The 22833-nt window shown below is 67.1% G+C and carries 26 protein-coding genes; 14 read left to right on the forward strand and 12 right to left on the reverse strand.

The window, feature by feature from the left end:
* The first annotated feature begins 27 nt into the window (after window positions 1–27).
* From ACW5IY_RS17760 to ACW5IY_RS17780, 5 genes are all read left to right on the forward strand, one after another.
* Window positions 28–621, forward strand: coding sequence for a 5-formyltetrahydrofolate cyclo-ligase (locus ACW5IY_RS17760; RefSeq protein ID WP_019338637.1), 594 nt, complete (start codon window positions 28–30; stop codon window positions 619–621).
* Window positions 618–1097 (forward strand): EVE domain-containing protein, encoded by a 480-nt coding sequence (locus ACW5IY_RS17765; RefSeq protein WP_012512007.1) that lies wholly within the window; start codon window positions 618–620, stop codon window positions 1095–1097. Before ACW5IY_RS17760 ends, ACW5IY_RS17765 begins: the two co-directional genes overlap by 4 nt.
* A 22-nt stretch (window positions 1098–1119) precedes the next feature.
* Window positions 1120–1767, forward strand: coding sequence for a ribose-5-phosphate isomerase RpiA (gene rpiA / locus ACW5IY_RS17770; RefSeq protein ID WP_006389802.1), 648 nt, complete (start codon window positions 1120–1122; stop codon window positions 1765–1767).
* Window positions 1768–1788: 21 nt separating this feature from the next.
* Window positions 1789–2232, forward strand: coding sequence for a DUF192 domain-containing protein (locus tag ACW5IY_RS17775; RefSeq protein WP_049437177.1), 444 nt, complete (start codon window positions 1789–1791; stop codon window positions 2230–2232).
* Between the two features lie 194 nt (window positions 2233–2426).
* On the forward strand, window positions 2427–3272 hold the full coding sequence (locus ACW5IY_RS17780; protein ID WP_010484022.1) for a SirB1 family protein: 846 nt from the start codon (window positions 2427–2429) through the stop codon (window positions 3270–3272).
* 78 nt (window positions 3273–3350) lie between these two features.
* Here the strand turns inward: ACW5IY_RS17780 and ACW5IY_RS17785 are convergent, their stop codons facing one another.
* On the reverse strand, window positions 3351–3575 hold the full coding sequence (locus tag ACW5IY_RS17785; protein ID WP_014038358.1) for a rubredoxin: 225 nt from the start codon (window positions 3573–3575) through the stop codon (window positions 3351–3353).
* Window positions 3576–3609: 34 nt separating this feature from the next.
* Here ACW5IY_RS17785 and thiE point away from each other — a divergent pair, with 34 nt between their 5' ends.
* Complete coding sequence (gene thiE, locus ACW5IY_RS17790) at window positions 3610–4236, forward strand: thiamine phosphate synthase (RefSeq protein WP_049437181.1); 627 nt, start codon at window positions 3610–3612, stop codon at window positions 4234–4236.
* A 16-nt stretch (window positions 4237–4252) separates the two neighbouring features.
* A complete protein-coding gene (hemL, locus tag ACW5IY_RS17795) occupies window positions 4253–5542 on the forward strand; it encodes a glutamate-1-semialdehyde 2,1-aminomutase (protein ID WP_049437182.1) in 1290 nt (429 codons plus the stop codon).
* 70 nt (window positions 5543–5612) lie between these two features.
* Here hemL and azu read toward each other — a convergent pair whose 3' ends face one another.
* The gene (azu, locus tag ACW5IY_RS17800) at window positions 5613–6062 is read right to left on the reverse strand and encodes an azurin (RefSeq protein ID WP_043400276.1); all 450 of its coding nucleotides are present in this window, start codon (window positions 6060–6062) and stop codon (window positions 5613–5615) included.
* 123 nt (window positions 6063–6185) lie between these two features.
* Here azu and ACW5IY_RS17805 point away from each other — a divergent pair, with 123 nt between their 5' ends.
* On the forward strand, window positions 6186–6788 hold the full coding sequence (locus ACW5IY_RS17805; RefSeq protein WP_049437185.1) for an HAD-IA family hydrolase: 603 nt from the start codon (window positions 6186–6188) through the stop codon (window positions 6786–6788).
* 93 nt (window positions 6789–6881) lie between these two features.
* On the opposite strand, the gene ACW5IY_RS17810 is transcribed toward ACW5IY_RS17805, so the two are convergent.
* Window positions 6882–8108, reverse strand: coding sequence for an acetylornithine transaminase (locus tag ACW5IY_RS17810; RefSeq protein WP_010484016.1), 1227 nt, complete (start codon window positions 8106–8108; stop codon window positions 6882–6884).
* A gap of 63 nt (window positions 8109–8171) precedes the next feature.
* Here ACW5IY_RS17810 and ACW5IY_RS17815 point away from each other — a divergent pair, with 63 nt between their 5' ends.
* Window positions 8172–9044: an ion transporter gene (locus tag ACW5IY_RS17815; RefSeq protein WP_043400272.1), complete on the forward strand. Its 873-nt coding sequence runs from the start codon at window positions 8172–8174 to the stop codon at window positions 9042–9044.
* A gap of 65 nt (window positions 9045–9109) precedes the next feature.
* Here ACW5IY_RS17815 and ACW5IY_RS17820 read toward each other — a convergent pair whose 3' ends face one another.
* The 3 genes from ACW5IY_RS17820 to ACW5IY_RS17830 all read right to left on the reverse strand — a co-directional run bounded on the left by ACW5IY_RS17820 (window position 9110) and on the right by ACW5IY_RS17830 (window position 11997).
* Window positions 9110–10075, reverse strand: a complete 966-nt coding sequence (locus ACW5IY_RS17820) for a YiiG family protein (protein WP_049437226.1) — start codon at window positions 10073–10075, stop codon at window positions 9110–9112.
* Window positions 10076–10092: 17 nt separating this feature from the next.
* Complete coding sequence (locus ACW5IY_RS17825) at window positions 10093–11085, reverse strand: YiiG family protein (protein ID WP_043400271.1); 993 nt, start codon at window positions 11083–11085, stop codon at window positions 10093–10095.
* A gap of 93 nt (window positions 11086–11178) precedes the next feature.
* Complete coding sequence (locus ACW5IY_RS17830; protein ID WP_010484012.1) at window positions 11179–11997, reverse strand: SDR family oxidoreductase; 819 nt, start codon at window positions 11995–11997, stop codon at window positions 11179–11181.
* Window positions 11998–12105: 108 nt separating this feature from the next.
* On the opposite strand from ACW5IY_RS17830, the gene ACW5IY_RS17835 reads away from it, so the two are divergent.
* On the forward strand, window positions 12106–12789 hold the full coding sequence (locus tag ACW5IY_RS17835) for a hypothetical protein (protein ID WP_019338777.1): 684 nt from the start codon (window positions 12106–12108) through the stop codon (window positions 12787–12789).
* 100 nt (window positions 12790–12889) lie between these two features.
* Here ACW5IY_RS17835 and ACW5IY_RS17840 read toward each other — a convergent pair whose 3' ends face one another.
* Both ACW5IY_RS17840 and ACW5IY_RS17845 read right to left on the reverse strand, forming a co-directional pair.
* Window positions 12890–13396 carry a DUF2867 domain-containing protein gene (locus ACW5IY_RS17840; RefSeq protein ID WP_049437190.1) on the reverse strand — a complete coding sequence of 169 codons (507 nt, stop codon included), beginning with the start codon at window positions 13394–13396 and terminating at the stop codon, window positions 12890–12892.
* A complete protein-coding gene (locus ACW5IY_RS17845) occupies window positions 13393–14055 on the reverse strand; it encodes a serine/threonine-protein kinase (protein WP_049437192.1) in 663 nt (220 codons plus the stop codon). The genes ACW5IY_RS17840 and ACW5IY_RS17845 overlap by 4 nt, the downstream gene beginning before the upstream one ends.
* An 85-nt stretch (window positions 14056–14140) precedes the next feature.
* On the opposite strand from ACW5IY_RS17845, the gene ACW5IY_RS17850 reads away from it, so the two are divergent.
* Entirely contained in the window at window positions 14141–16138 is a 1998-nt protein-coding gene (locus ACW5IY_RS17850; RefSeq protein WP_457326805.1) for a bifunctional DedA family/phosphatase PAP2 family protein, read from the forward strand.
* Window positions 16139–16315: 177 nt separating this feature from the next.
* On the opposite strand, the gene ACW5IY_RS17855 is transcribed toward ACW5IY_RS17850, so the two are convergent.
* From ACW5IY_RS17855 to ACW5IY_RS17865, 3 genes are all read right to left on the reverse strand, one after another.
* A complete protein-coding gene (locus ACW5IY_RS17855) occupies window positions 16316–16894 on the reverse strand; it encodes an LON peptidase substrate-binding domain-containing protein (RefSeq protein WP_049486877.1) in 579 nt (192 codons plus the stop codon).
* A complete protein-coding gene (mpl, locus tag ACW5IY_RS17860; RefSeq protein ID WP_049437195.1) occupies window positions 16891–18255 on the reverse strand; it encodes a UDP-N-acetylmuramate:L-alanyl-gamma-D-glutamyl-meso-diaminopimelate ligase in 1365 nt (454 codons plus the stop codon). The genes ACW5IY_RS17855 and mpl overlap by 4 nt, the downstream gene beginning before the upstream one ends.
* A 328-nt stretch (window positions 18256–18583) precedes the next feature.
* Complete coding sequence (locus ACW5IY_RS17865; RefSeq protein WP_010484004.1) at window positions 18584–19147, reverse strand: adenylate kinase; 564 nt, start codon at window positions 19145–19147, stop codon at window positions 18584–18586.
* Between the two features lie 136 nt (window positions 19148–19283).
* On the opposite strand from ACW5IY_RS17865, the gene ACW5IY_RS17870 reads away from it, so the two are divergent.
* The 3 genes from ACW5IY_RS17870 (at window position 19284) to ACW5IY_RS17880 (ending at window position 22050) form a co-directional block, all read left to right on the forward strand.
* Window positions 19284–20540, forward strand: coding sequence for a 6-phosphofructokinase (locus tag ACW5IY_RS17870; protein ID WP_049437197.1), 1257 nt, complete (start codon window positions 19284–19286; stop codon window positions 20538–20540).
* Between the two features lie 204 nt (window positions 20541–20744).
* Window positions 20745–21539 carry a hypothetical protein gene (locus tag ACW5IY_RS17875; RefSeq protein ID WP_019338785.1) on the forward strand — a complete coding sequence of 265 codons (795 nt, stop codon included), beginning with the start codon at window positions 20745–20747 and terminating at the stop codon, window positions 21537–21539.
* A gap of 121 nt (window positions 21540–21660) precedes the next feature.
* Complete coding sequence (locus tag ACW5IY_RS17880; RefSeq protein ID WP_049437228.1) at window positions 21661–22050, forward strand: DUF488 domain-containing protein; 390 nt, start codon at window positions 21661–21663, stop codon at window positions 22048–22050.
* Between the two features lie 69 nt (window positions 22051–22119).
* Here ACW5IY_RS17880 and ACW5IY_RS17885 read toward each other — a convergent pair whose 3' ends face one another.
* On the reverse strand, window positions 22120–22623 hold the full coding sequence (locus tag ACW5IY_RS17885) for a hypothetical protein (RefSeq protein WP_010484000.1): 504 nt from the start codon (window positions 22621–22623) through the stop codon (window positions 22120–22122).
* Window positions 22624–22833 lie beyond the last annotated feature (210 nt).

Consider the following 22833-nt stretch of genomic DNA (forward strand, 5'->3'; position numbering starts at 1 on the left):
GACGGCTGATCCTTGCCGCACGCTGCCATGACCGACCCGCGCCAGGCCCTGCGCCACGACCTGCGGCAACGCCGCCGTGACCTTTCCGCCGCTGAGCGCATCGCCGCCGCCGAATCCCTTGCCGATGCCCTGCTGGCGCTGCCGTTCGCCCCGCGCGAAGGCGCCGTGGCTGGCTACTGGGCGCTGGATGGCGAAATCGCCCTGCACCGCTGGCAGCTGCAACTGCCCGAAGGCCTCACCTACTGCCTGCCGGTGCTGGCCGGTGAGGTGCTGCGCTTCGCACCGTGGCGGCCGGGGCAGCCGCTGACCAGCAACCGCTACGGCATTCCCGAACCGGACGTGGCGGTGGAAGACACCCTGGAACCAGCGCAGATGGCGCTGGTAGTGACCCCGCTGGTGGGTTTCGACGCGCAGTGCCGGCGGCTGGGCATGGGGGGCGGCTGGTATGATCGCAGCTTCGCCTTCCGCCACGATCGGCCGGCGCCGCCCTGGCTGGTCGGTGCTGCGTTTGCGGTGCAGCAGGTCGAGTCCTTGCCGGTGGCGTCGTGGGACGTGCCGGTGGATGCGATCTGCACCGAAGACGGCACCCTGTTCCCCTCCGCTGCCCCCGTGAACGCATGACCGCCCGCAAGCGCTACTGGCTGATGAAGTCCGAACCGGACGCCTTCTCCATCGATGACCTGGCCAAGGTCAAGGTCGAACCCTGGAACGGGGTGCGCAACTACCAGGCGCGCAACTTCATGCGCGATGGCATGCAGGTGGGCGACGGCATCCTGTTCTACCACTCCAACACCAAGGTGCCGGGCATCGTCGGCCTGGCCACGGTGGCCAGCACGGCCTACCCGGACGACACCCAGTTCGATCCGAAATCCGACTACCACGACCCCAAGAGCACGCGCGAGAACCCGCGCTGGATGCTGGTGGACGTGGCCTTCGACCGCAAGCTCAAGCAGGTGATCGCGCTGGACGAGATCAAGCTGCACGCCGAAGCGCTCGGCGAAGGCTTCCCGCTGGTTGCCAAGGGCAACCGCCTGTCGGTGTTCCCGGTGACGGCCGCGCAGTGGAAGCTGCTGCTGTCGCTGGAAAAGAAATCCTGATTCCCTGCCTGAGAGTTCTCCCATGTCCGAAGCCAAGCGCCTGGCCGCCGAGAAAGCCATCGAGTACGTAGAAGACGGCATGATCGTCGGTGTCGGCACCGGTTCCACCGTGGCCTATTTCATCGATGCCCTGGCCCGCATCCAGCACCGCATCAAGGGCGCCGTGTCCAGCTCCGAGCAGAGCACCGCGCGCCTGAAGCAGCACGGCATCGAGGTGATCGAGCTGAACCACAGCGGCAACCTGTCGCTGTACGTGGACGGCGCCGATGAGTGCGACGCCAACAAGTGCCTGATCAAGGGCGGCGGTGCCGCGCTGACCCGCGAGAAGATCATCGCCGAGGCCAGCGAGCGCTTCATCTGCATCGTCGACCCGAGCAAGCAGGTGCCGGTGCTGGGCAAATTCCCGCTGCCGGTGGAAGTGATCCCGATGGCGCGCAGCCTGGTCGCCCGCCAGATCCGCGACATGACCGGCGGCCAGCCGACCTGGCGCGAAGGCGTGGTCACCGACAACGGCAACCAGATCCTGGACATCCACAACCTGCAGATCACCGATCCGGAAAAGCTGGAGCGCGAGCTCAACCAGCTGCCGGGCGTGGTCTGCGTGGGCCTGTTCGCGCGCCGTCGCGCCGATGTGGTGATCGTCGGCGGCGAGCCGCCGGTCGTGCTCTGACCCTTTCGAAGGATCCTGACGATGTCGCTGTTGCGTTCGCTGCTGATGCTCCCGCTGCTGGCCCTGGCCGGCTGCGCCACCGATGCGGCCCGCCATTGGGTCGAGCTGGATGGCGCCCGCTACCAGGTCGAGCTGGCCACCAACGATGAAACCCGCGCGCGCGGGTTGATGTTCCGCGACCAGATGGCCGCCGACCACGGCATGCTGTTCATCCACGACCGCGAGGAAATGCAGGCGTACTGGATGAAGAACACCAAGCTTGCGCTGGACATCCTGTACTTCGACAGCCAGCGCAAGCTGGTCAGCCAGCAGCGCGACGTGCCGCCGTGCTCGGCCGGCGATATGTGCCCGCCCTACCCCAGCGGCGGCCCTGCACGCTATGTGCTGGAGCTCAACGCCGGCCAGGCCGAGAAGCTGCAGCTGAAGGACGGCACCCAGCTGACCTTCGGCCCGGGCATCGAGTAGATCCTCGCCCTGCGTTGAGGAGGACCGGCAGGTGCCGACCTTGGTCGGCACTGACCTGCCGCGCGCTGGCTGGCTGTGGTGTGGACCAAGGTCCACACCCACCGGAAGCCCATCGACAAGCCCATCGACCCAGGCCGTGACTTTTTCACGCGGCACCGCTTGAAACCGCCTGCGAATGACGCCAGTCTGTGGTCATGCAGGACCGGATCTCTCTCCCCGACTGGGATGCACTGGCCGACCTCGAAGACGAGGCGCTGCCACTGTTGCCGACCGCACTGCTGATCGCGCGCGATGAATACCCCGATCTGCAGCCGTCCACCTACGACGCGTTGATCCAGAGCCATGTCGACCACCTCCGCTCGGAAGTGGACAGCATCGACAACAGCCCGCTGAAGATGGCGGCGATCAACCGCCACCTGTTCGACGAGCTGGGCTACAGCGGCGACCACGACGAGTACTACGACCCGCGCAACAGCTACCTCAACCAGGTATTCGAGCGGCGCCTGGGCAACCCGATCTCGCTGGCGCTGGTGCAGATGGAAGTCGCGCGCCGACTGGGCATTCCGCTCGATGGCGTGTCCTTCCCCGGCCACTTCCTTGTGCGTCTGCCGGTGGACGATGGCGTGCTGGTGATGGACCCGTTCAACGGTGGCCGCCCGCTGGACGTGGACGAACTGCGCGAGCGGGCCAAATCACACCTGGGTGGGCAGATGCCCGACGACCAGGTGCTGGCGCAGATCCTTGACCCGGCGCCGGCGCGCGCGATCCTGATGCGCATGCTGCGTAACCTGCATGGCGTGTACGCCGAGGCCGGCGAGTGGGACCGCGCTGCACGCAGTGCCGATCGCCTGCTGAAGCTGGCCCCCGAGCAGGACGACGCGCTGCGGGATCGCGGCCTGGCCTATCTGCAGCTGGAGTATCTGGCCGGCGCCCGCCATGACCTGGGGCAGTACCTGAAGCGCAATCCCGAGGCCAGCGACGCGCAGTGGCTGCGTGAGAAGCTGATCGACCTGGGCGGGCCGGTACCGCGGCTGCATTGAGGGAGTCGGTGTGTGGACCAACGGTCCACACCCACCCCAACGGTCCGCACTCACAGAAGGGCCTGCAGGCCCCACCGGTCAATCGACTTCGACCATCTCGAAATCGGCCTTGGTCACCCCGCAATCGGGGCAGGTCCAGGTCTCGGGGATGTCCTCCCAGCGCGTCCCCGGCGCGATGCCCTCCTCCGGCAAGCCTTCCGCTTCGCTGTAAAGGAAGCCGCAGACCACGCACATCCAGGTGCGCAAGGTGGTGGGGGTGGCATCGCTCATCGGATAATCAGGGCTGGATTCACGGGCCGCCATTGTCCCATCGCGGTCCACTCACCGGTAGCCATCAATGACTTCTGCTTCCCCGGCGCCCCGCGGCGTCTACCTGATCACCCCGGACGAGCCCGATACCGCGCGCCTGCTGGCCCGTACCGCGCCGTTGCTGGCCGCTGGCGCTACCTGGCTGCAGTACCGCAACAAGACCGCCAGCGACGCGCTGCGACGGGAGCAGGCCATGGCGCTGCAGGCACTGTGCGCGGGGCACAGCGTGCCGCTGATCATCAACGACGACCCGGCACTGGCCAAGGCCGTGGGCGCGGCCGGCGTGCACCTGGGCGGCACCGACGGCGACATCCCCAGCGCGCGCGCCCTGCTCGGCACGGACGCCATCATCGGCGCCTCCTGCTACGACCAGCTGGCCAATGCCGAAAAGGCCGTGGCCGCCGGCGCCAGCTATGTGGCCTTCGGCGCGTTCTTCCCGACCACCACCAAGGTCACCAGCAGCCGCGCCCATACCGACCTGCTGCGGCAAAGCGCCGCACTGGGCGTGCCGCGGGTGGCGATCGGCGGCCTGACGCCGGACAATGTCGGTCCCATCATCGACGCCGGCGCCGATCTGGTCGCCGTGGTCAGCAGCGTGTTCGCCGCCGAAGACCCGGTCGCGACCCAGCGCGCCTACCTCGCCCAGTTCGCGTAATGCCCAGGAAATCCGCATGAACCACGACCAGTCCCACGCCCTGTTCTCCCGTGCCCAGCAGCTGCTGCCGGGCGGCGTCAATTCGCCGGTGCGCGCGTTCAAGTCGGTCGGCGGCGAGCCGTTCTTCGTCGAACGCGCCGACGGCGCCTACCTGTACGACGTCGACGGCAACCGCTACATCGACTACGTCGGTTCCTGGGGCCCGATGATCGTCGGCCACAACCACCCGGCGGTGCGCCAGGCGGTGAAGAAGGCGATCGACAACGGGCTGTCGTTCGGTGCGCCGTGCGCGGCCGAAGTGACCATGGCCGAAACCATCACCCGGCTGGTGCCGTCGTGCGAGATGGTGCGCATGGTCAACTCCGGCACCGAGGCCACGCTGTCGGCGATCCGGCTGGCGCGTGGCGCCACCGGCCGCAACCGCATCGTCAAGTTCGAAGGCTGCTACCACGGCCACGGCGACTCGTTCCTGGTCAAGGCCGGCAGTGGGATGTTGACGCTGGGCGTGCCGACCTCGCCAGGCGTCCCGGCCGGCCTGAGCGAGCTGACCCTGACCCTGCCCTACAACGATTTCGAAGCCGCGACTGCGCTGTTCGAGCAGCAGGGTGACGACATCGCCGGCCTGATCATCGAACCGGTGGTCGGCAATGCCAACTGCATTCCGCCGCGCGACGGTTATCTGCAGCACCTGCGTGAACTGTGCACGAAGCATGGCGCGCTGCTGATCTTCGATGAAGTGATGACCGGCTTCCGCGTCGCCCTGGGCGGTGCGCAGGCGCACTACGGCATCACCCCGGACCTGACCACCTTCGGCAAGATCATCGGCGGCGGCATGCCGGTGGGCGCCTACGGCGGTCGCCGCGAGCTGATGCAGCAGATCGCACCGGCCGGCCCGATCTACCAGGCCGGTACGCTGAGCGGCAATCCGGTGGCGATGGCCGCTGGCCTGGCGATGCTGGAACTGATTCAGCAGTCGGGCTTCCACGCCGACCTCGCCGAGCGCACGGCACGCCTGTGTGCCGGCCTGGAAGCCGCCGCCGCCGAAGCCGGCGTGGCCGTGACCACCACCCGCGTGGGCGCGATGTTCGGGCTGTTCTTCACCAGCGAGAAGGTGGAGACCTACGCGCAGGCCACTGCCTGTGACATCCCGGCATTCAACCGCTTCTTCCACGCGATGCTGGACCAGGGCGTGTTCCTGGCACCGTCTGCGTACGAAGCAGGCTTCCTGTCCAGCGCGCACGACGATGCCGTGATCGAAGCAACGCTGGCCGCTGCACGCGTGGCGTTCAAGGCCGCCAAGGGCTGATCGCAAAAAGGGGACGGAGGGGATTAAGTCGTTTGTGCACAAACGACTTAATCCCCTCCGTCCCCTTTTTTCAACCGAAGACGAACTTGCCCTTCATCATCGCGAAGTGGCCCGGGAACGAGCAGAAGAAGGTGTAGTCACCGCCCTTCTGCAGGCCCTGGGTAGAGAAACGCACACGCGTGGTCTCGCCACCGCCGATCACCTTGGTGTGAGCCAGCACGCGCTTGTCGGCCTTCGGCAGGTAGCTGTCGGCCAGGGTCATGCGCATGCCCGCCATCGCCACCGGCTGGTAGTCGGCGGTGCGGGTCAGCACCCAGTTGTGGCCCATGGCGGTAGTGGCCAGCTTGCCGGTGTGGCGCAGGGTCAGGTCCACGGCGGTGCAGTCGGCGGCGACCTTGATCTCGCGGCTGCTGAAGCTCATCTGGTCGGTGCTGTCGATGCTCACCGCACACACCCGCGCCATCGCCGACGGCGCCAGCATCAGCGCGCCCAGTCCCACTGCCACCCTCCAAGCCTTCATCGTTGCATCTCCTGCGGATTCAAGCGCCATTCTAGGCAGGCCCCTGTGGCCGCGTCTGCGACCGTCTGTCGCATGGCTGCTCCAGGGTTTCCCGCGTGTTCACTGCAATGGCATGCTCGGCCGATGCGGATCGATCTGTTGCTGTTGGATGTGGATGGCGTGCTGGTGCAGTACCAGCGCGCGCAACGCGTGCTGCACCTGGCCCAGGCGCTGCAGGTTCCGGCGCAGGCCGTGCAGGCCGCGCTGTATGACAGCGGACTGGAAGCGGCGCATGACAATGGCACGCTGGATGGCCCGGCCTATCTGGCGCAGCTGGGGGAGCGTCTGGGCACGACGGTCGATGTGGCTGCATGGACCGCGGCACGGCGGGCCGCCAGCCATCCGCAGGCTGCCGTGTTGCAGCGGCTGCAGCCCCTGCAGCTGCCGATGGCGGTGCTGACGAACAACGGCGCGCTGATGCGGCAGGCCTTGCCCACCCTGCTGCCGGAACTGTTCCCGGCCCTGCGGGAGCGTGTGTTCTGCAGCGCCGATTTCGGCCTGCGCAAACCCGCACCGGAAGTCTTCCTGCGCACGCTTGAGGTACTCGGCGTGGCGCCTTCGCACACGCTGTTCGTCGATGACCTGTTCGCCAATGTGCGCGGCGCACGCGCTGCCAGCCTGCACGCGGAAACCGTGCGCGATGGCCGGGGATTGGGCAAGGTGTTGAAGCGCTATCGGATCGCGTGACCCGCTGTAGAGCCGAGCCCATGCTCGGCTCCTGTTGCCTGACATCGCGATGAGCCGAGCGTAGGCTCGGCTCTACAGATGCCTCTGCCGGCGTCAGCGCGCGGCAATGAACGCAGCAATCGCTGCGCGCAGGCGCTTCAGGCCTTCGGCCACTTCTTCGTCGGTGATGTTCAGCGACGGCACGAAGCGCAGCACGTCCGGGCCGGCCTGCAGGGTCAGCAGGCCCTGCTCGGCGGCGTGGTCGAGGATCGCACCGGCCTGGCCGGCAAAGTCCTTGCTCAGCACCGCGCCCAGCATCAGGCCACGGCCACGCACGTCGCTGAACACGCCGAATTCTTCGTTGATGCGCGCAAAGCCATCGCGCAGCGCCTTCGACTGGCGGCTGACATTGGCGGCGATCTCCGCCGAGGCCAGCTTGCGCAGCGCAACGCGTGCGACCGCAGCGGCCAACGGGTTGCCACCGAAGGTGGTGCCGTGTGCACCGAACTGCATGGTTTCGGCCACCTTCGGGCCGGCCAGCATCGCACCGATCGGGAAGCCGCCACCCAGCGCCTTGGCCAGGGTGACCATGTCCGGCACCACGTCGTCCTGCCAGTGCGCGAACAGCGTGCCGGTGCGGCCCATGCCGGCCTGGATCTCATCCAGCACCAGCAGCGCGTTGTGCTGGTCGCACAGCTCACGCACGCGCTTGAGGAAGCCGGACTTTGCCGGCATCACGCCGCCCTCGCCCTGGATCGGCTCCAGCATCACCGCTGCCACGTCACCGGCGGCCATCGCGGTTTCCAGCTGCACTTCATCGTTGAAATCGATGTAGCGGAAGCCACCCGGCAGCGGCTCGTAGCCTTCCTGGTACTTCGGCTGGGCAGTCGCGGTCACGGCGCCCATGGTGCGACCGTGGAAGCTGCCGCGGAAGGTGATGATCACCCGCTTGTCGGCCGGGCGGCCCTGGCTGGAGGCCCACTTGCGGACCATCTTGATCGCCACTTCATTGGCTTCGGCGCCGGAATTGCACAGGAACACGCGCTCGGCGAAGCGGCTGGCCTTCACCAGCTCCTCGGCCAGGTGCAGCGGCGGCGCGCTGTAGAACACATTGCTGGTATGCCAGAGCTTGCCGGCCTGTTCGACCAGCGCGGCCACCAGGTCCGGGTCGTTGTGGCCCAGGCCGCACACGGCGATGCCGGCGGCCAGGTCGATGAACTCACGGCCCTGGCTGTCCCACACGCGGGCGCCCTGGCCTCGCTCCAGTACCACCTGGCGGGGCTTGTAGACCGGCAGGTAATAGTGCGAAAGGGAGATCAGCGGATCGGTAGCGGCGGTCATGGCAGTCGGCAGGATTCAGGAATCCCCATTCTCGCGCCGGAACCCCTGCGGCACAATGCGCCCATGCGACCGTTTTCCGCCCCCCAGCTGAACCCCGCCACCGAGACCGGCTGGCGCCGTCGGTGGTTCGACATCATCTACCGCCACGACACCCGCCCTTCGCGCAATTTCGACCTGATCCTGGTGGTGGCGATCGTCGCCAGCATCCTGGTGGTGATGATCGACAGCGTGCAGCACCTGCACGCCGAATGGTCCACCGGCCTGTACATCCTGGAATGGGGCTTCACCATCATCTTCACCGCCGAGTACCTGCTGCGGCTGGCGGTGGTCAAGCGCCCGCTGCGGTATGCGGTGAGCATCTGGGGCATCATCGACCTGCTGTCGATCCTGCCCGCCTACCTGTCGATGTTCATCCCCGGCGCGCAGAGCCTGCTGGTGGTGCGCGCACTGCGCATCCTGCGCGTATTCCGCATCCTCAAGCTGACCCGCTACATCGAGGAAAGCGGCGTGTTGATGACGTCGCTGTGGCGCAGCCGGCGCAAGGTGCTGGTGTTCCTGTTCACGGTGATCACCATCACCATCATCGCCGGTGCGCTGATGTACGTGATCGAGGGTCCCGAACACGGCTTCACCAATATCCCGGCCAGCATGTACTGGGCGGTGGTGACCATGGCCACGGTCGGCTTCGGTGACATCGTGCCGCAGACCGTGCTCGGCCGCTTCGTCACCTCGGTACTGATCCTGATCGGCTACAGCATCATCGCCGTGCCCACCGGCATCTACACCGCCGAACTGGCCAGCACAATGCGTGAAGCCGAACAGGCCGCGCGCCGCGATGCGCGTGGCTGCCCGGACTGTGGGCTGGAAGGCCATGAGCCGGAGGCACTGCACTGCCGCAAGTGCGGTGGCAAGCTGCCGGATGCGTTCAACCATTGAGGCACATGCCGACCAGCGGCCGGCACTACCCCTTGGCGGTTACGCATGGATGCGTGCGCCGTTGCTCATCGCATGCGGTTGCTGGTGGTCACCAGATCGTTGTATGCGGCAAGGATCGTTGACTGCGCTCCCTCCGGGTCGGTGGTGAGCCAACTGCCCGACGCCTTCCGCTCTGCCGCCAGCGCTTCGGCGGTGATCGGCTTGTGCTGCTCCAGGCGCTCGACGCCGCGTCCCGCGGTACGGACCAGCTTGTCCGCCGAACGCTGCACGTGGCCCCACATCGGGTCGTCCTTGCCGACACCGCCGTTCTGGATTTCCGTCACCAGTGCCTGATAGTCAGCCAGCTGCGCGCGCAGCGCCGCGACGTCCGGTGCGTCGTCCTGGAACGCCGTGGCCAATCGCTTGCCGTCGCCCAGCAGGCGAAGGTGGTAGTAGGCCAGCGAGCGCCCTTCGCTTTCCTCGATCTGCTTCAGCTGCGCGGCACGGCGATCGTTCTCGTTCTTTTCCAGCGCCACATCCATCGCTTCGCTGGCCTTGAAGAAATCGGCGTAGGCCTGCATCAGCGGGGCATGCTGGCTGCGCATCCCCTCGCCGCCATCACGGCGATAGTCCTCGCGGGTGAAGTAGCCATCGGCGCGCTCGACCAGGGTGTTCAATGCCTGGAAGGCCTGCTGATAGTCACGCGCGGGGCCATCCACCGGCAGTGCCGGGGTCTTCGCCAGCGCGTCGGTCAGTGGCTGGCCGCAGTACTCGACGCGGTGCGACAGCACCTTTCCGGGCGAACGCGGCTGCGCTTCCTTGCCGGTCGGGCCGGCTTCGGGGTCCTTCATCCAGCTGGTGTAGGCCTGGAAGCCCTCGTGGATGGGCTGTTCAACGCCGTTGTAGCACTCGATGTAGGCGTTCACCTTCTCCAGCCCGGGGTCGGCCACGCCCAGCCCTGCCGATCTGTCGCAGCCGCTGAGGCCCGCCACAGCGCCGATCAGCAGCAGCGGCGCGATACGCAGACAGGACGTCGTCCTGGTCTCTCGCATGAGTGCTGGCGCGCCGGTCACTGGCGGTTGCTCTGGAAAACGAGCGAGTTGTATTCCTGCATGAGCTTGCTGGCCGAACCGCGCGGCGCCATCGACGGCGAATCAAGCATGCGTCGTTCGAAATCGGTGTAAGGCTTTTTCTCGCTGACGCGCTGCAGCCGCTCCTTGCCTTCGCGCCGGAAATTCTCGGCCCCACGTTCGAAGCCTTCCCAGTCCGACTTGCCCGGCTCCTGGTCTGCAACCTTGGCGTGCGCTTCATCGGAAATGCGGTTGAAGGCATCCAGGCGTTCGCGGGCCTTGGCCTGATCGAAATCATCCTCGCTCATCAGATCCATGATGGCCTTGGCCTCCAGCATCATCGCCAGGCGGTAGTACTCGCGCGTGCGCCCCTCAGCCTGCTCCAGCGCCTTGAGCTGCTCGCGCTGGGCGGCGTCGTTCTGGCGCTCCAGCTCGGCATTGAACGTTTCGCTGGCAGCCACGAAATCCTTGAAGGCGGCCATCAAGGGCGCGTGCAGCTGCTTGCCCTTGGCAAACTGGTCGTCTTCGTAGTCCTGGCGATCGTAGTAGTCGTGCGCGTCCTTGCTGACCGGCACCAGCGCTTTCAGCGCCTGCTGGTAATGGCCTGCAGCAGCATCGAGTTCGGCCAGCGCCGGCTTGGCAGCGATCGCCCCGGTCACCGGAGCGTCGCACTGCTTCATGTCGTAATCGCTGATCTCGAACGGTCCGTACACGTGCGTCTCGCGCCCGGTCGGGCCAGCGTCGACGTCCTTGATCCAGCGCGTGTAGGACTGGATGCTGCCATGGGTCTTCGAATCCAGCGCGTTGAAGCAGCCGATGTAGGCGTTGAGCTTGGCGGTCAACTGCTGCTGTGTGTCGGACGGCGCCGCGCTGGCGTCCGGCGTGCCGGAGGCAGCGGCGCCGCCCGCAGCTGCGGGGGCCTTGCCACCGCAGGCGGTCAGGATCAACGACAACGAAGCGGCCAGCGCCGCGACGGAAAGAGTGCGTGACATGTGTTCACATCCCTGTTGAAAACGATTACAGCCACGTATTCTAACGCAGCAGGCCAAGGGTCGCAGCCCTCGGCCTCTTCCCGCGATGCGCGATCATTCCAGGAACAGATCCGGCAACAGCGCGCGCGACGGATCCACCGCATAGCCCGAAAGATCGGTAATACCGGCCTGCGCCAGCACTTCATCGTCGATCAGGAACCGGCCGTGGAAGCCGGCCGCTTCGCGCACCAGCACCGCGTGTGCGGCATCGGCCATGATCTGTGGCGTGCGGCAGCCAGCCGCATCCACGCCCGGAATCATGTTGATCGCATCGGTGGCGATGACGGTGCGCGGCCACAGCGCATTCACCGCCACGCCCTGCGGGCCGAATTCCGCGGCCAGGCCCAGGGTGACGAAGCTCATGCCCATCTTCGCCAGCGTGTAGCCGGTATGTGCGCCCCACCACTTCGGCTCCAGGCTCGGCGGCGGTGCCAGGGTCAGGATGTGCGGGTTCGGCGCCTGCAGCAGGTACGGCAGGCAGGCCTGCGCGCACAGGAAGCTGCCGCGCGAATTGACCTGCTGCATCAGGTCGAAACGCTTCATCGGCGTATCCAGCGTGCCGCGCAGCCAGATCGCGCTGGCGTTGTTGATCAGGATGTCGATGCCACCGAAGGTGTCGACCGTGGCCGCCACCGCCGCCTGCACCTGCTCTTCCTCGCGGATGTCGCACTTCAGCGCCAGGCCCTGCCCGCCTGCAGCCGTCACCGCTTCGGCGGCGGTGTGGATGGTGCCCGGCAGCTTCGGATTCGGCACCGACGACTTGGCCGCAATGGCCACATTGGCGCCGTCGCGCGCAGCGCGCAGTGCGATGGCCAGGCCGATGCCACGCGAGGCACCGGTGATGAAAAGCGTTTTGCCCTGCAGACTGCCCACGTTCCACACTCCAGCGTATGCAATGAGCCGCTAGTATGCCGCGCCGACGCGGAGTTCACCCGCCCTTGACGATACTCGGGCCTCCAGACAACGCACGAGGTCCACGCCATGCGCCGTTCCCGCCTGTTGCTGCCTGCCCTGGGGCTTGCCCTGCTGACCGCCTGCCAGGGCCGTTCGCCGGAACCCGGAAAGGAGCCGCCCGCCGGTGACGCGCCGAGTGCGGAGAAGGCCGCCGCCGACGGCAAGATGCGCTGGAGCGAGGCGGTGGTCTGGGATGGCGACCTCAACGCCTGCCGCCAGGGCGAGAATGCGGCCACCCGGGATTGCCTTCGCGACGCGATGCGCGCCGGTGGCGCCAGTGCCGAGGCCATCACCGCCGCCGAGCAGTTGTCCACCGGCGGTGAGTTGGCCTATGTGACCGCCTGGCACGAGAACGAAGGACTGGGCATTGCCACGGTCGAGTATCCGTTCCGCGCCAACACCAATGAAGGTACCCGTCTGGTTGATGCCAGCGGCAAGCGCATCGATGTGGATGCCGTGCAGTTGGACGACACCCTGCGTGCCGACCCCACTGTGCAGGAACTGCTGAAGGCCAACCCGCAAGCCACGCCGTTCGCACCGGCGCAGTCGGCCGGCGCCTCGCCGCTGGAGAACGGTGGCATCCGTTTGCTGTACCGCACGCCGCTGCGCGACTGCCACGCCTGCCCGGATGTGGGACAGTTGCAGATCGCCTATGACTTCGACGCCAAGCGCAACTTCATCGGCCAGCAGGTGGTGCCGGCAACGCCGTAACCCGGAAACGCCGCGTGTCGCCGGGCATGGCCCGGCGCTACCGATGCGAAACGTGCCATCCAGGCAGCGCCGGGCCACGCCCGGCGGACGCAGTGTCGCGTCACCGGTACGCCTGCACCTGCTTCTTCAGCAGATGCGGCACGATCAACCGGTGCACCGGCGCAACCGGCAGCATGTACACGCGCCCGAACGCGTTGTGCGTATGCACCACGGTCGCCACTTCCAGCACGTCGCCCTGCCACTGCAGGGCCAGCTGCACACGCAAGTGGCGGTCGTTGTCCTCCAGCACGATGGCATCGTCATCCATCGACTGCAGGGTGAAGATGCCCAGCCGCTGGCCGGGTTGAGGATCTTCGACAACCTGCACCGCCCGCAACGAGCCCAGATGCTTCATGCCGAGCAGGCGCATGCCGTGGTTGCGCAGCGCCATCAGCCCATCGAACCAGCCGGGAATGGTCGCCGCCATGTCGCGGTAGGCCTGCAGTGCGGTACGCCCGTCGCGCCGGGTGGTGGCCTGACAGGCGTGCACGAAGTCGGCACCAGGCAACTGCGCACGCAACACATTGCCCGCGCTCGGCGGGCCGGTCACTACCCGCGAAGCCCTCACGGCTTGGGCCCCTGCCCTTCGTTGTCTTCCCAATGCAGGATGCGGCGCGTGACGAAGCGGTAGACCGGCTTGCCGGTAGCAAACCACAGTTCGCGCACCCACGAGGTGCGCTTGAGCACGCGCTTCTCCACCGGGGTGAGCGATTCACGGCAATACATGCGCTTGTGCTTGAGCAGGTGGCGCAGGTCCTCGCGCGCCAGCAGCCGCATCCAGCGCGAGCGCGGGTTGCCGATCACCGCCAGCTGGAAGTCGATCAGCGCCGGCCGTCCATCTTCAGTGACCAGCCAGTTGGCTTCCTTGGCGAGATCGTTGTGGGCCACGCCTTTGCGATGCAGCTGCTGCAGCAACCGGCGCGCGGCGCGGAACCAGGCCAGGTCGCCGCGCGGCGGACGCTGGTACATGGCGTCGCCGGCCATGAAGCTGCGATCCAGGTGATGGCCATTCCAGGCCAGCAGCTGCGGTACGTCGGCCATGCCGTGAATGTGCTTCAGCGCGCGGGCTTCACGGCGGGCCAGCCACCACGCAGGCAGCCGCAACCACAGCGGCGTGGCGCCCAGATCACGGCGCACGAAGGGGCCATCAGGCCCTTTCACAAGGAGGATCCGGCCGAAGCTGTCGGCCTTCAAAGCATGCGGTTGAGCGTCAGGCGTATGCGGCATGGGCCCATTCTAGGCGATGGCACTGGTTGCAAACGGTCACGAAGCGGCTGGGAACCAGTCACCTTCACGCCCCTATAATCGGGCAATGGACTCTTCATGGATCGACGCCACCCTCGCGTGGATTGCCGCTCATCCCGTGTTGGCGGGTGCGGTCATTTTTCTGATCGCCTTCTGCGATGCGGTCATCATTCTCGGCGCGATCGTGCCGGCGCTTCCGTTGCTGTTCGCGGTGGGCGTGTTCATCGGCCTGGGCCAGATCTCCGGGCCGTACGCGGTGGCGGCGGCAGCCCTGGGCGCGTTCGCCGGTGACGGCATCAGTTACTGGATCGGCCGCCGCTGGGGCGACCGGCTGCGTGGCGTGTGGCCGTTCAGCCGCTACCCGCAGCTGCTCGACCGCGGCGAGAACCTGTTCCGCCGCAACGCCTTCAAAAGCATCCTGATCGCACGCTACGTCGGCGCGATCCGCCCATTCGTGCCGGCCATCGCCGGCATGATGAAGATGCCGGCCAGCCGCTACGTGCAGGCCAGCGGCATCGCCAGCATCTCCTGGGCCGTACTGTTCCTGGCCCCGGGCTGGATCCTCGGTGAGGCGTATGACGCGGTGGCCGCCGTGGCCGGGCGACTGGTAGTGGTGGTCGGCCTGCTGGCGGTGATCCTTGGCCTGGTCTGGGCCATCGTGCTGTACGGCTACCGCTGGTCGGCCGCGCGCATGGACAACTGGCTGGCACGCCTGCTGGACTGGTCCAACCGCCACCCGACGCTGGGCCGCTATACCGTCGGCGTGCTTGATCCCAAGCGCCGTGAATCGGTGCCGCTGGCAATGCTGGCGTTGATGCTGCTGGTACTGGGCTGGGGCTGGTTCGCGTTGCTGACCGTGGTGGTCGCGCACGGCGAGCCGCTGGCGATCGACCTGCTGGTGCACCAGGCCATGCTGGCGCTGCGCAACCCGCTGGCCGATTACCCGATGGCCGCGCTGGCGTCGCTGGGCGCCTGGCAGGTACTGCTGCCGGCCACCGCTGCAGCGATGGGCTACCTGATCTGGCGCCGGCGCTGGATGGCGGCCGCACATTGGCTGGCTGCCCTCGCCTTCGGCCTGGCGCTGACCATGCTGCTGGGTGCCACCGTGGATGTGGTGCGCCCGGTCGACGCCAGCAGTGGCTTCGGCTTCCCTTCGGTGTCGGTGACCATGGCCACCATCACCTTCGGCTTCTTCGCGGTGCTGATCGCCCGCGAGATGCCCGGCCGCACCCGCGTCTGGCCCTACCTGGTGTCGGGCATCGTGGTCAGCCTGATCGGCTTCTCGCGCCTGTACCTGGGTGCGCATTGGCTGAGCGACGTGATCGGCGGCATGCTGTTCGGCACGTTCTGGCTGCTGGTGCTGGGCATCGCCTACCGCCGCCGCTTCAACCGTTCGTTCTGGGTGAAACCGGTGGCCTGGCTGTTCTATTGCGTCTTCGCCGTGGCGGCCATGTGCTATGCGCCGCGCAACATCCCGGTGAAGCTGGAACGCTTCGAACCGACCCTGCCGGCACCACAGGCGATGGACATGCAGGCCTGGTGGCAGCACGACTGGGTGACGCTGCCGGCGCGCCGCAATGAGTTCGACGACGACCAGCGCTGGCCGCTGGACGTGCAGGTGGCCGGGCCGCTGGCACCGCTGCAGGCGCAGCTGGAAGCACGCGGCTGGAAGCGGCAGGAACAGGCGGGCTGGCAACAGGCGCTGCTGATGCTGGACAAGAACACCGGCGCCGACGAACTGCCGGTGCTGCCGGCCACGCTGGACACCCGCGTGGAAGCACTGCTGATGGTGCGCCAGGGCGCGCAGCCGGATGAGCGCTATGTGATGCGCCTGTGGCCGGCGCCCGCGCAGCTGCAGCCGGGCAGCACGCCGCTGTGGCTGGGCAGCGCGCAGACCCTGCGCTACGAGCGCCACTTCGAATGGATCGGCATGTGGCACCCGTTGCGTGGTGTCGACCCGGCATTGAATGCCGTGAAGGACGCCGTGCAGGACCTGCCGCAGCGCGAGGATGTGCACAGCGAAACCGGGTTGCCGGTGCTGCGGTTGAAGACCACCACGCCCTGACCGGTACCGGTGCGCGGCCACCCACTGTAGAGCCGAGCCCATGCTCGGCTGCCCTTCGCGGGATCCATCAAGCCGAGCATGGGCTCGGCTCTACAGCAGATCCACGCCATGCGTGGATGGCATTCCCCGCATCCCCCAGCGTGTGCACCATGGTGCACACCCACCCGGGGCAGGCTGCTACGGCATCCAGCCCAGCAACTGCTGCAACCGCTGGTGCGGGTCGTCCAGCTGCAGCAACTGCAACCGCTGCTGCTCGCTCAGCGGCAGCAGCTCGGCCAGCCGCCAGCCGACCCAGCTGGCCTGGTCCAGCAGCGACGGGTTGGCCGGCGCATAGGCCTCGCCGGCCTGTTCGATGATGTGCCCCAGCACCGTGGCCAGCAGCGCATGCTGCGGCCGCAGTTCGTCGTCGGGGTCTTCATCGCACCAGCGCACATCGGCTACCACCAGCCCGTTGTCACGCACACGGGTGCGCTCGACATGGAAACGGCGGGTGCCGCGCAGACGCAACTGCAGCACGCCGTCGGCGCCGACATCGAAGTCTTCGATGCGCACCTGCACGCCATACGCGGCCGGCGTTGCCGGGGCTCCCACTTCCTGGCCGTCGAGGATCAGGCAGACACCAAAGCCCTCACCACTGCGGCCGCTGTCGCGTACCAGATCCAGGTAGCGCCGTTCGAACACGCGCAGGCCCACCGCCGCACCTGGCACCAGCGTGGTGTGCAGCGGAAACAGCGGCAGCGAACCGTCGACGCTCATCGGGCCTGCAGCGCGGCAAGGAAGCGGCGCGGTGCGCCGTCGAAGCCACCGTTGGACATGAACACCACGTGGTCACCCCTGCGCGCGCTGGCCTGCAATTGCGCCAGCAGCGCGTCGGTATCGGGCACCGCGTGCGCTTCGCCACGCACTGCGGCGATCACCGCAGCAGCATCCCAGGCCAGTTCCGGGCGATGCAGGAACACCACTTCATCGGCCAGCGCCAGCGAGGGTGCCAGCGCCTGCGCGTGTGCGCCCAGCCGCATCGAATTGCTGCGCGGCTCCATCGCGACCACGATGCGCGCATCGCCCACCTTGGCGCGCAGCCCTTCCAGCGTGGTGGCGATTGCGGTCGGGTGGTGGGCGAAATCGTCGTAGACGGTGATGCCCTCGTGGCTGCCGATCACTTCCATGCGCCGCTTGACGCTGCGGAAGCGCGCCAGCGCCGGGATCACCTCGGCCGGCGCGACACCCACCGCATGTGCGGCTGCCAGAGCCGCCAGGCCGTTGAGGACGTTGTGGCGTCCCAGCAACGACCACTGCACGTCGCCCAGCGCCTGCCCGCGATGGTGCACGCGGAACGCGCTGCCATCGGCAGCCAGCAGCTCGGCATGCCATTCCAGCGACGGATCGAAGCCGAAGCGTTCGACCGGGGTCCAGCAGCCCATCGCCAGCACTTCGGCCAGATGCTGATCCTCGCCATTGACGATCAGTCGGCCACGCGCCGGCACCGTGCGCACCAGATGGTGGAACTGGCGCTGGATCGCGGCCACGTCCGGGAAGATGTCGGCGTGGTCGTATTCAAGGTTGTTGAGGATGGCCACCAGCGGCCGGTAGTGCACGAACTTGCTGCGCTTGTCGAAGAATGCGGTGTCGTACTCGTCGGCCTCGACCACGAACTCGCGGCCCTGGCCCAGGCGGGCGGAGACGCCGAAATCCTCGGCGACGCCGCCGATCAGGAAACCGGGAGAACGACCGGCGCTTTCCAGCAGCCAGGTGAGGATGGTGGTGGTGGTGGTCTTGCCGTGGGTACCGGCCACGGCCAGCGTGTCGCGGCCCGGCAGCACCTGTTCGGACAGCCATTGGGCACCGGAAATGTAGCGCTGGCCGGCGTCGAGCACGGCCTCAACGGCGGCATTGCCGCGCGAGAGTGCGTTGCCGATCACCACCTCGTCGGTGCCCGGTGGCACGCTGTCGGCGCGGTAGCCCTGGTCCAGGGTGATACCCAGCTGCTCGAGCTGGGTCGACATCGGCGGATAGATGGCCTGGTCGCTGCCACTGACCGTATGGCCCAGTTCCCGCGCCAGGGCGGCCACGCCGCCCATGAAGGTGCCGGCGATTGCAAGGATATGTACGCTGCTCATGACCGAGGATTGTGACCGATGACGGCTGTATAGGGCCAATGTCCGATCCGGGGTAAGACAAGTCCTACACAGGATGTGAGAAAACTCCAATCTTCTGTCAGGGAAATCCCGATAGCGATGTTCTGTGAACCCGGACACAATTCGAACTGCCAGCCGCAGTACCCGAACCGGTCCTACTCCCCAAGAGGCCATCCCCAAGGGAGCTCATGCTGCGGGGCCCTGAGCAAGCCCTCTGCTGGCGCCTATCAAACGACACAGGCCTGGTCCTCGCGGACCAGGCCTGTGTTTTTTGCGCCCGAAGGGCCGGCAGTGCACCGGCCCTGCAGGATCAACCCTTGATCGCCGCCAGGATGCGGGCTTCGATCTCGTCCAGCTCGCCGACGCCATCGACGCGGGCCAGGGTGCCACGGCCGGCGTAGAAGTCCACCACGGGGGCAGTCTGGTCGTTGTAGACCTGCAGGCGCTGGCGCACCGCTTCCGGCGTGTCATCGGCGCGGCCCTGCTCCTTGGCGCGACCGGCGATGCGGTCGACCAGCAGCTCGGTGGCCACGTCCAGCTGCACCACGGCATCCAGCGGCTGGCCGATCTTGGCCAGCAGGCCGTCCATCGCATTGGCCTGGGCCACATTGCGCGGGTAGCCATCGAGGATGAAGCCCTTGGCGACATCGGCCTGGGTCAGGCGCGACTCCAGCATGCCCAGCAGGATGTCGTCCGACACCAGGTTGCCGGCATCCATCACCGTCTTGGCCTGCTTGCCCAGCTCCGTGCCGGCGGCGATTTCCGCGCGCAGCATGTCACCGGTCGAAATGTGGGCGATCCCCAGCTTTTCCTTCAGGCGCGTCGCCTGTGTCCCCTTGCCCGAACCGGGCGGTCCCAACAGAACCAATCGCATTGACCTGACTCCAACGTGTTGAAAACAAAGAAGGTTCGCGTCCCGGACGGACCGGTATCGCTGCACCGCAATAGCGCCACTTTACCGCATCCGGGTAATGTCCCTGCAATGTCCCCTCCCCCGAGCAGGTAGAAGCATGCGCAACGGTACTCTCCTCTACGCCCAGTCCGGCGGTGTCACCGCGGTCATCAATGCCACGGCGGCAGCGGTGATCGAGCAGGCCCGGGCCAAGGGCATCAAGGTCCTTGCCGCCCGCAACGGCATCCTCGGCGCGCTGCGCGAGGAGCTGATCGACACCAGCAAGGAGAGCGCCGCCGCGATCCGCGCCCTGGCCCATACCCCGGGTGGCGCCTTCGGCTCGTGCAGGGTGAAGCTGAAATCGCTGGACGCCGACCGCGCCCGCTACGACCGCCTGCTGGAGGTGCTGCGCGCGCACGACGTTCGCTGGTTCCTCTACAACGGCGGCAACGACTCGGCCGATACCGCACTGAAGGTCTCGCAGCTGGCCAAGGCCTCCGGCTACGACCTGACCTGCATCGGCGTGCCCAAGACCATCGACAACGACCTGGCAGTGACCGACACCTGCCCCGGCTTCGGCTCGGCGGCCAAGTACACCGCCGTCTCGGTGCGCGAAGCGGCGCTGGACGTGGCGGCGATGGCCGAGACCTCCACCCGCGTTTTCATCTACGAGGCCATGGGCCGCCATGCGGGCTGGCTGGCTGCGGCCGCCGGCCTTGCCGGCAACGGCGATGACGAAGCGCCGCACATCATCCTGCTGCCCGAACGCGCCTATGACGAGGCGGCGTTCCTGGCCAAGGTCAAGGCCGTGGTCGACCGCGTCGGCTACTGCGTGGTGGTGGCGTCGGAAGGCATCGCCACCGCCGATGGCCGCTTCGTCGCCGACGCCGGTGGCGGCAAGGACTCGTTCGGGCACTCGCAGCTGGGCGGCGTGGCTGCCCACCTGGCCGCACGGGTCAAGGACCAGTTGGGCCTGAAGGTGCATTGGGCGCTGCCCGACTACCTGCAGCGCTCGGCCCGCCACCTGGCCAGCAAGACCGACTGGGAACAGGCACAGGCAGTCGGCAAGGCCGCGGTGCAGCTGGCGCTGAAGGGCCAGAACGGCGTGATGCCGGTGATCGTGCGCAGCAGCGACGCGCCCTACCGCTGGAAGATCGAAGCAGCACCGCTGTCGAAGATCGCCAACCACGAGAAGAAGATGCCCGCCAGCTTCATCCGCCGCGATGGCTTCGGCATCACCGCCAAGGCACGCGCCTACCTGTCGCCGCTGATCAAGGGCGAAGCCCCGCTGCCGTATGGCACCGATGGACTGCCCAAGTACGTCACCCTCAAGAACGTGGCGGTGAAGCAGAAGCTGCCGGCCTTCGAAGGCTGAGCCGAAAAAGGGGACGGAGGGGATTAAGTCGTATACGCCCCTCTGTGCTGAGCCCTGTGCGGAGCGCAGGGCACATTGCAGCGACCACCGAAGCACCCCACAATCGGGCTCCGGCCCGGGGCAAAGGGGCCGCCGCAAGCCAGATTCGACGCTGCCCGGCCACCTGGCCTGGGCCTGTGCTGCCATTTCACAAGGACTGTAATCATGAAGCACCCGATCCTGATCGCCGCGCTGCTGTGCGGTGCTGCCGCACCCGCCTTCGCTGCGACCTGCGAAAGCAACTTCCAGAAGAAGGGCAATCCCTTCGTCGGCACGACCTTCACTTCATCGGTCACCCATCCGGACCTGACCGTGGCGAGTGCCATCGGCCAGATGCGGGTGATCGCCAAGAACGCCAACATGGACGTCCTCAGCGAGGACGTGGAAGGCGGCTCGATGCTGATCGAAGAGCCGGAATCCATGGCCCACAAGCCGATCCCGATGATCATCAGCGCCACTTCCGAAGGCGGCCAGGGCACCGTCGGCATGGTGGTGAAGGTCAACAAGGGCGCCATTGCCTCGGCCGATGGCGTGCGTGAAGAAATGTGCAAGCTGCTCAACCAGATCAAGCCGGGCAAGGCTGGCGAACAGGCAGCCAAGGCCACTCCGCAGGCGTCGGTGGTAACGATTGCCGCCGACCGCTTCGGCTTCCAGCTGCGCAACCAGAACAAGGACAACCCGGCCGCGGTCGAGCCGCGCTACAAGGGCAAGACCTACGCCATCACCGGTCGCATCACCACCGTGCTGCGCAGTGGCGGCACCTACAACACCAGCTTCGACCTGCCCAGCGATGGCAGCATCGACTTTGAGCGTGTGGCCATTTCCTGCTCGTTCGCAGCCAACCAGGCCGCGTATGCGCTGGCCCTGCGCCCGCGCGAGAAAGTGACGCTGACCGGCGTGGTCGACAGCTACGACCAGATTGGTCGTGTGCTGTGGCTGAAGGACTGCCGCGGCAACTGATCCGCTGCCGGCATTGGAAAAGGCCCGGGTGCGCAGGCGCCCGGGCCTTTTCGTTTCCACAGCGGTTCACGCCTGGCGCACGTGCATCGTTGGATGATGGATGCGCCGCCTGGAGATCATCATGGCATTGCGTGTTGTTCGACTGGGTACGCCGCGCCACCCCAGCGAGGGGCTGCGTATCGGTACCGTGCGGCGCCCGCCGCGAGGCGTACCGCGCAGCGAGTTCGCCCGGCAGGACTGGTATGACGTCTGGTTCCCGACCCTGTCACCCAGCGCCGAGCTGGTGAAGCAGGCGCATGAGGCGAAGTCGGCCGCCGACTGGACTGCGTTCTTCCGCCACTACAAGGCCGAGATGAGGGCGCCGGATGCGGCCCACGCGCTGGACCTGCTGGCCGCGATGTCACGGCACAGCGACATCAGCGTAGGGTGCTACTGCGAGGATGAAGCGCATTGCCATCGCAAGGCATTGCGCGAGTTGCTGGTAGCGCGGGGAGCAATGCTGGCGGAGTGATCACCCAGATGCCGGCCAGCGGCCGGCACTACCGGTGGATGACTGCGTGGGTGCACCGCCCACGCAACTTCAATTGCAGGCCTTGCCTTCCATCTGCAGCTGCGCGGCGAACATGGTCACCTGCGGAATCTGGCCGGCCGCGGCCTGCTTCTTGGCCTCTTCCAGATAGATGCGCGACTGGCCCTGACCGTCCAGCTCGACCTTGTTGCTCGACGGCAGTCGCCAGACGCGCACCACCGCCTGCTGTGCCGGGCATGCTGCGCTGGGCACGCGGATCACATCATTGAGCTTCCAGCCCTTGTCGGCACTTGGCTGTGCCTTGGCGTAGTCGACGAAGCGCGCGCGTGGCTGGCACTGCTCGCTGGTCCGCACCGGCGCAAAGCGGTACGGCTCGGCCGCCTGGCCGGTGAAGGCACCTTCCAGGCGCGCGCAGGCCTCGGGGATCTGCCGCAGGGTGTGCACTGCGCCCACTGCCTGGGGAGCGCCCACGGCGCGCTGGAGCTCCGGGGTTTCCGCGGCGAGTGCCGGTACGGCCGGGACCAGGGCGGCAAGCATCAACAGGGACAGGCGCATGGGGAATCTCCTACGGGACTGTGCGCAGGCTTGCAGAGGCTGGCTTAACGGGGTGCAAAGGCCTGCGGCTCTCGAATCTTGCCCCTGGCCCGGCGCCATGCGCCGCGGCTCGCAGGAGCCAGTCGAGCACGGCTCGACTCTACAGTGCGCCGAACGCATACTGCGGGCACCAGGGAATGCTGAACACCGCCATACGTCGGACGACCACCA

Source organism: Stenotrophomonas sp. C-A (assembly GCF_054030835.1).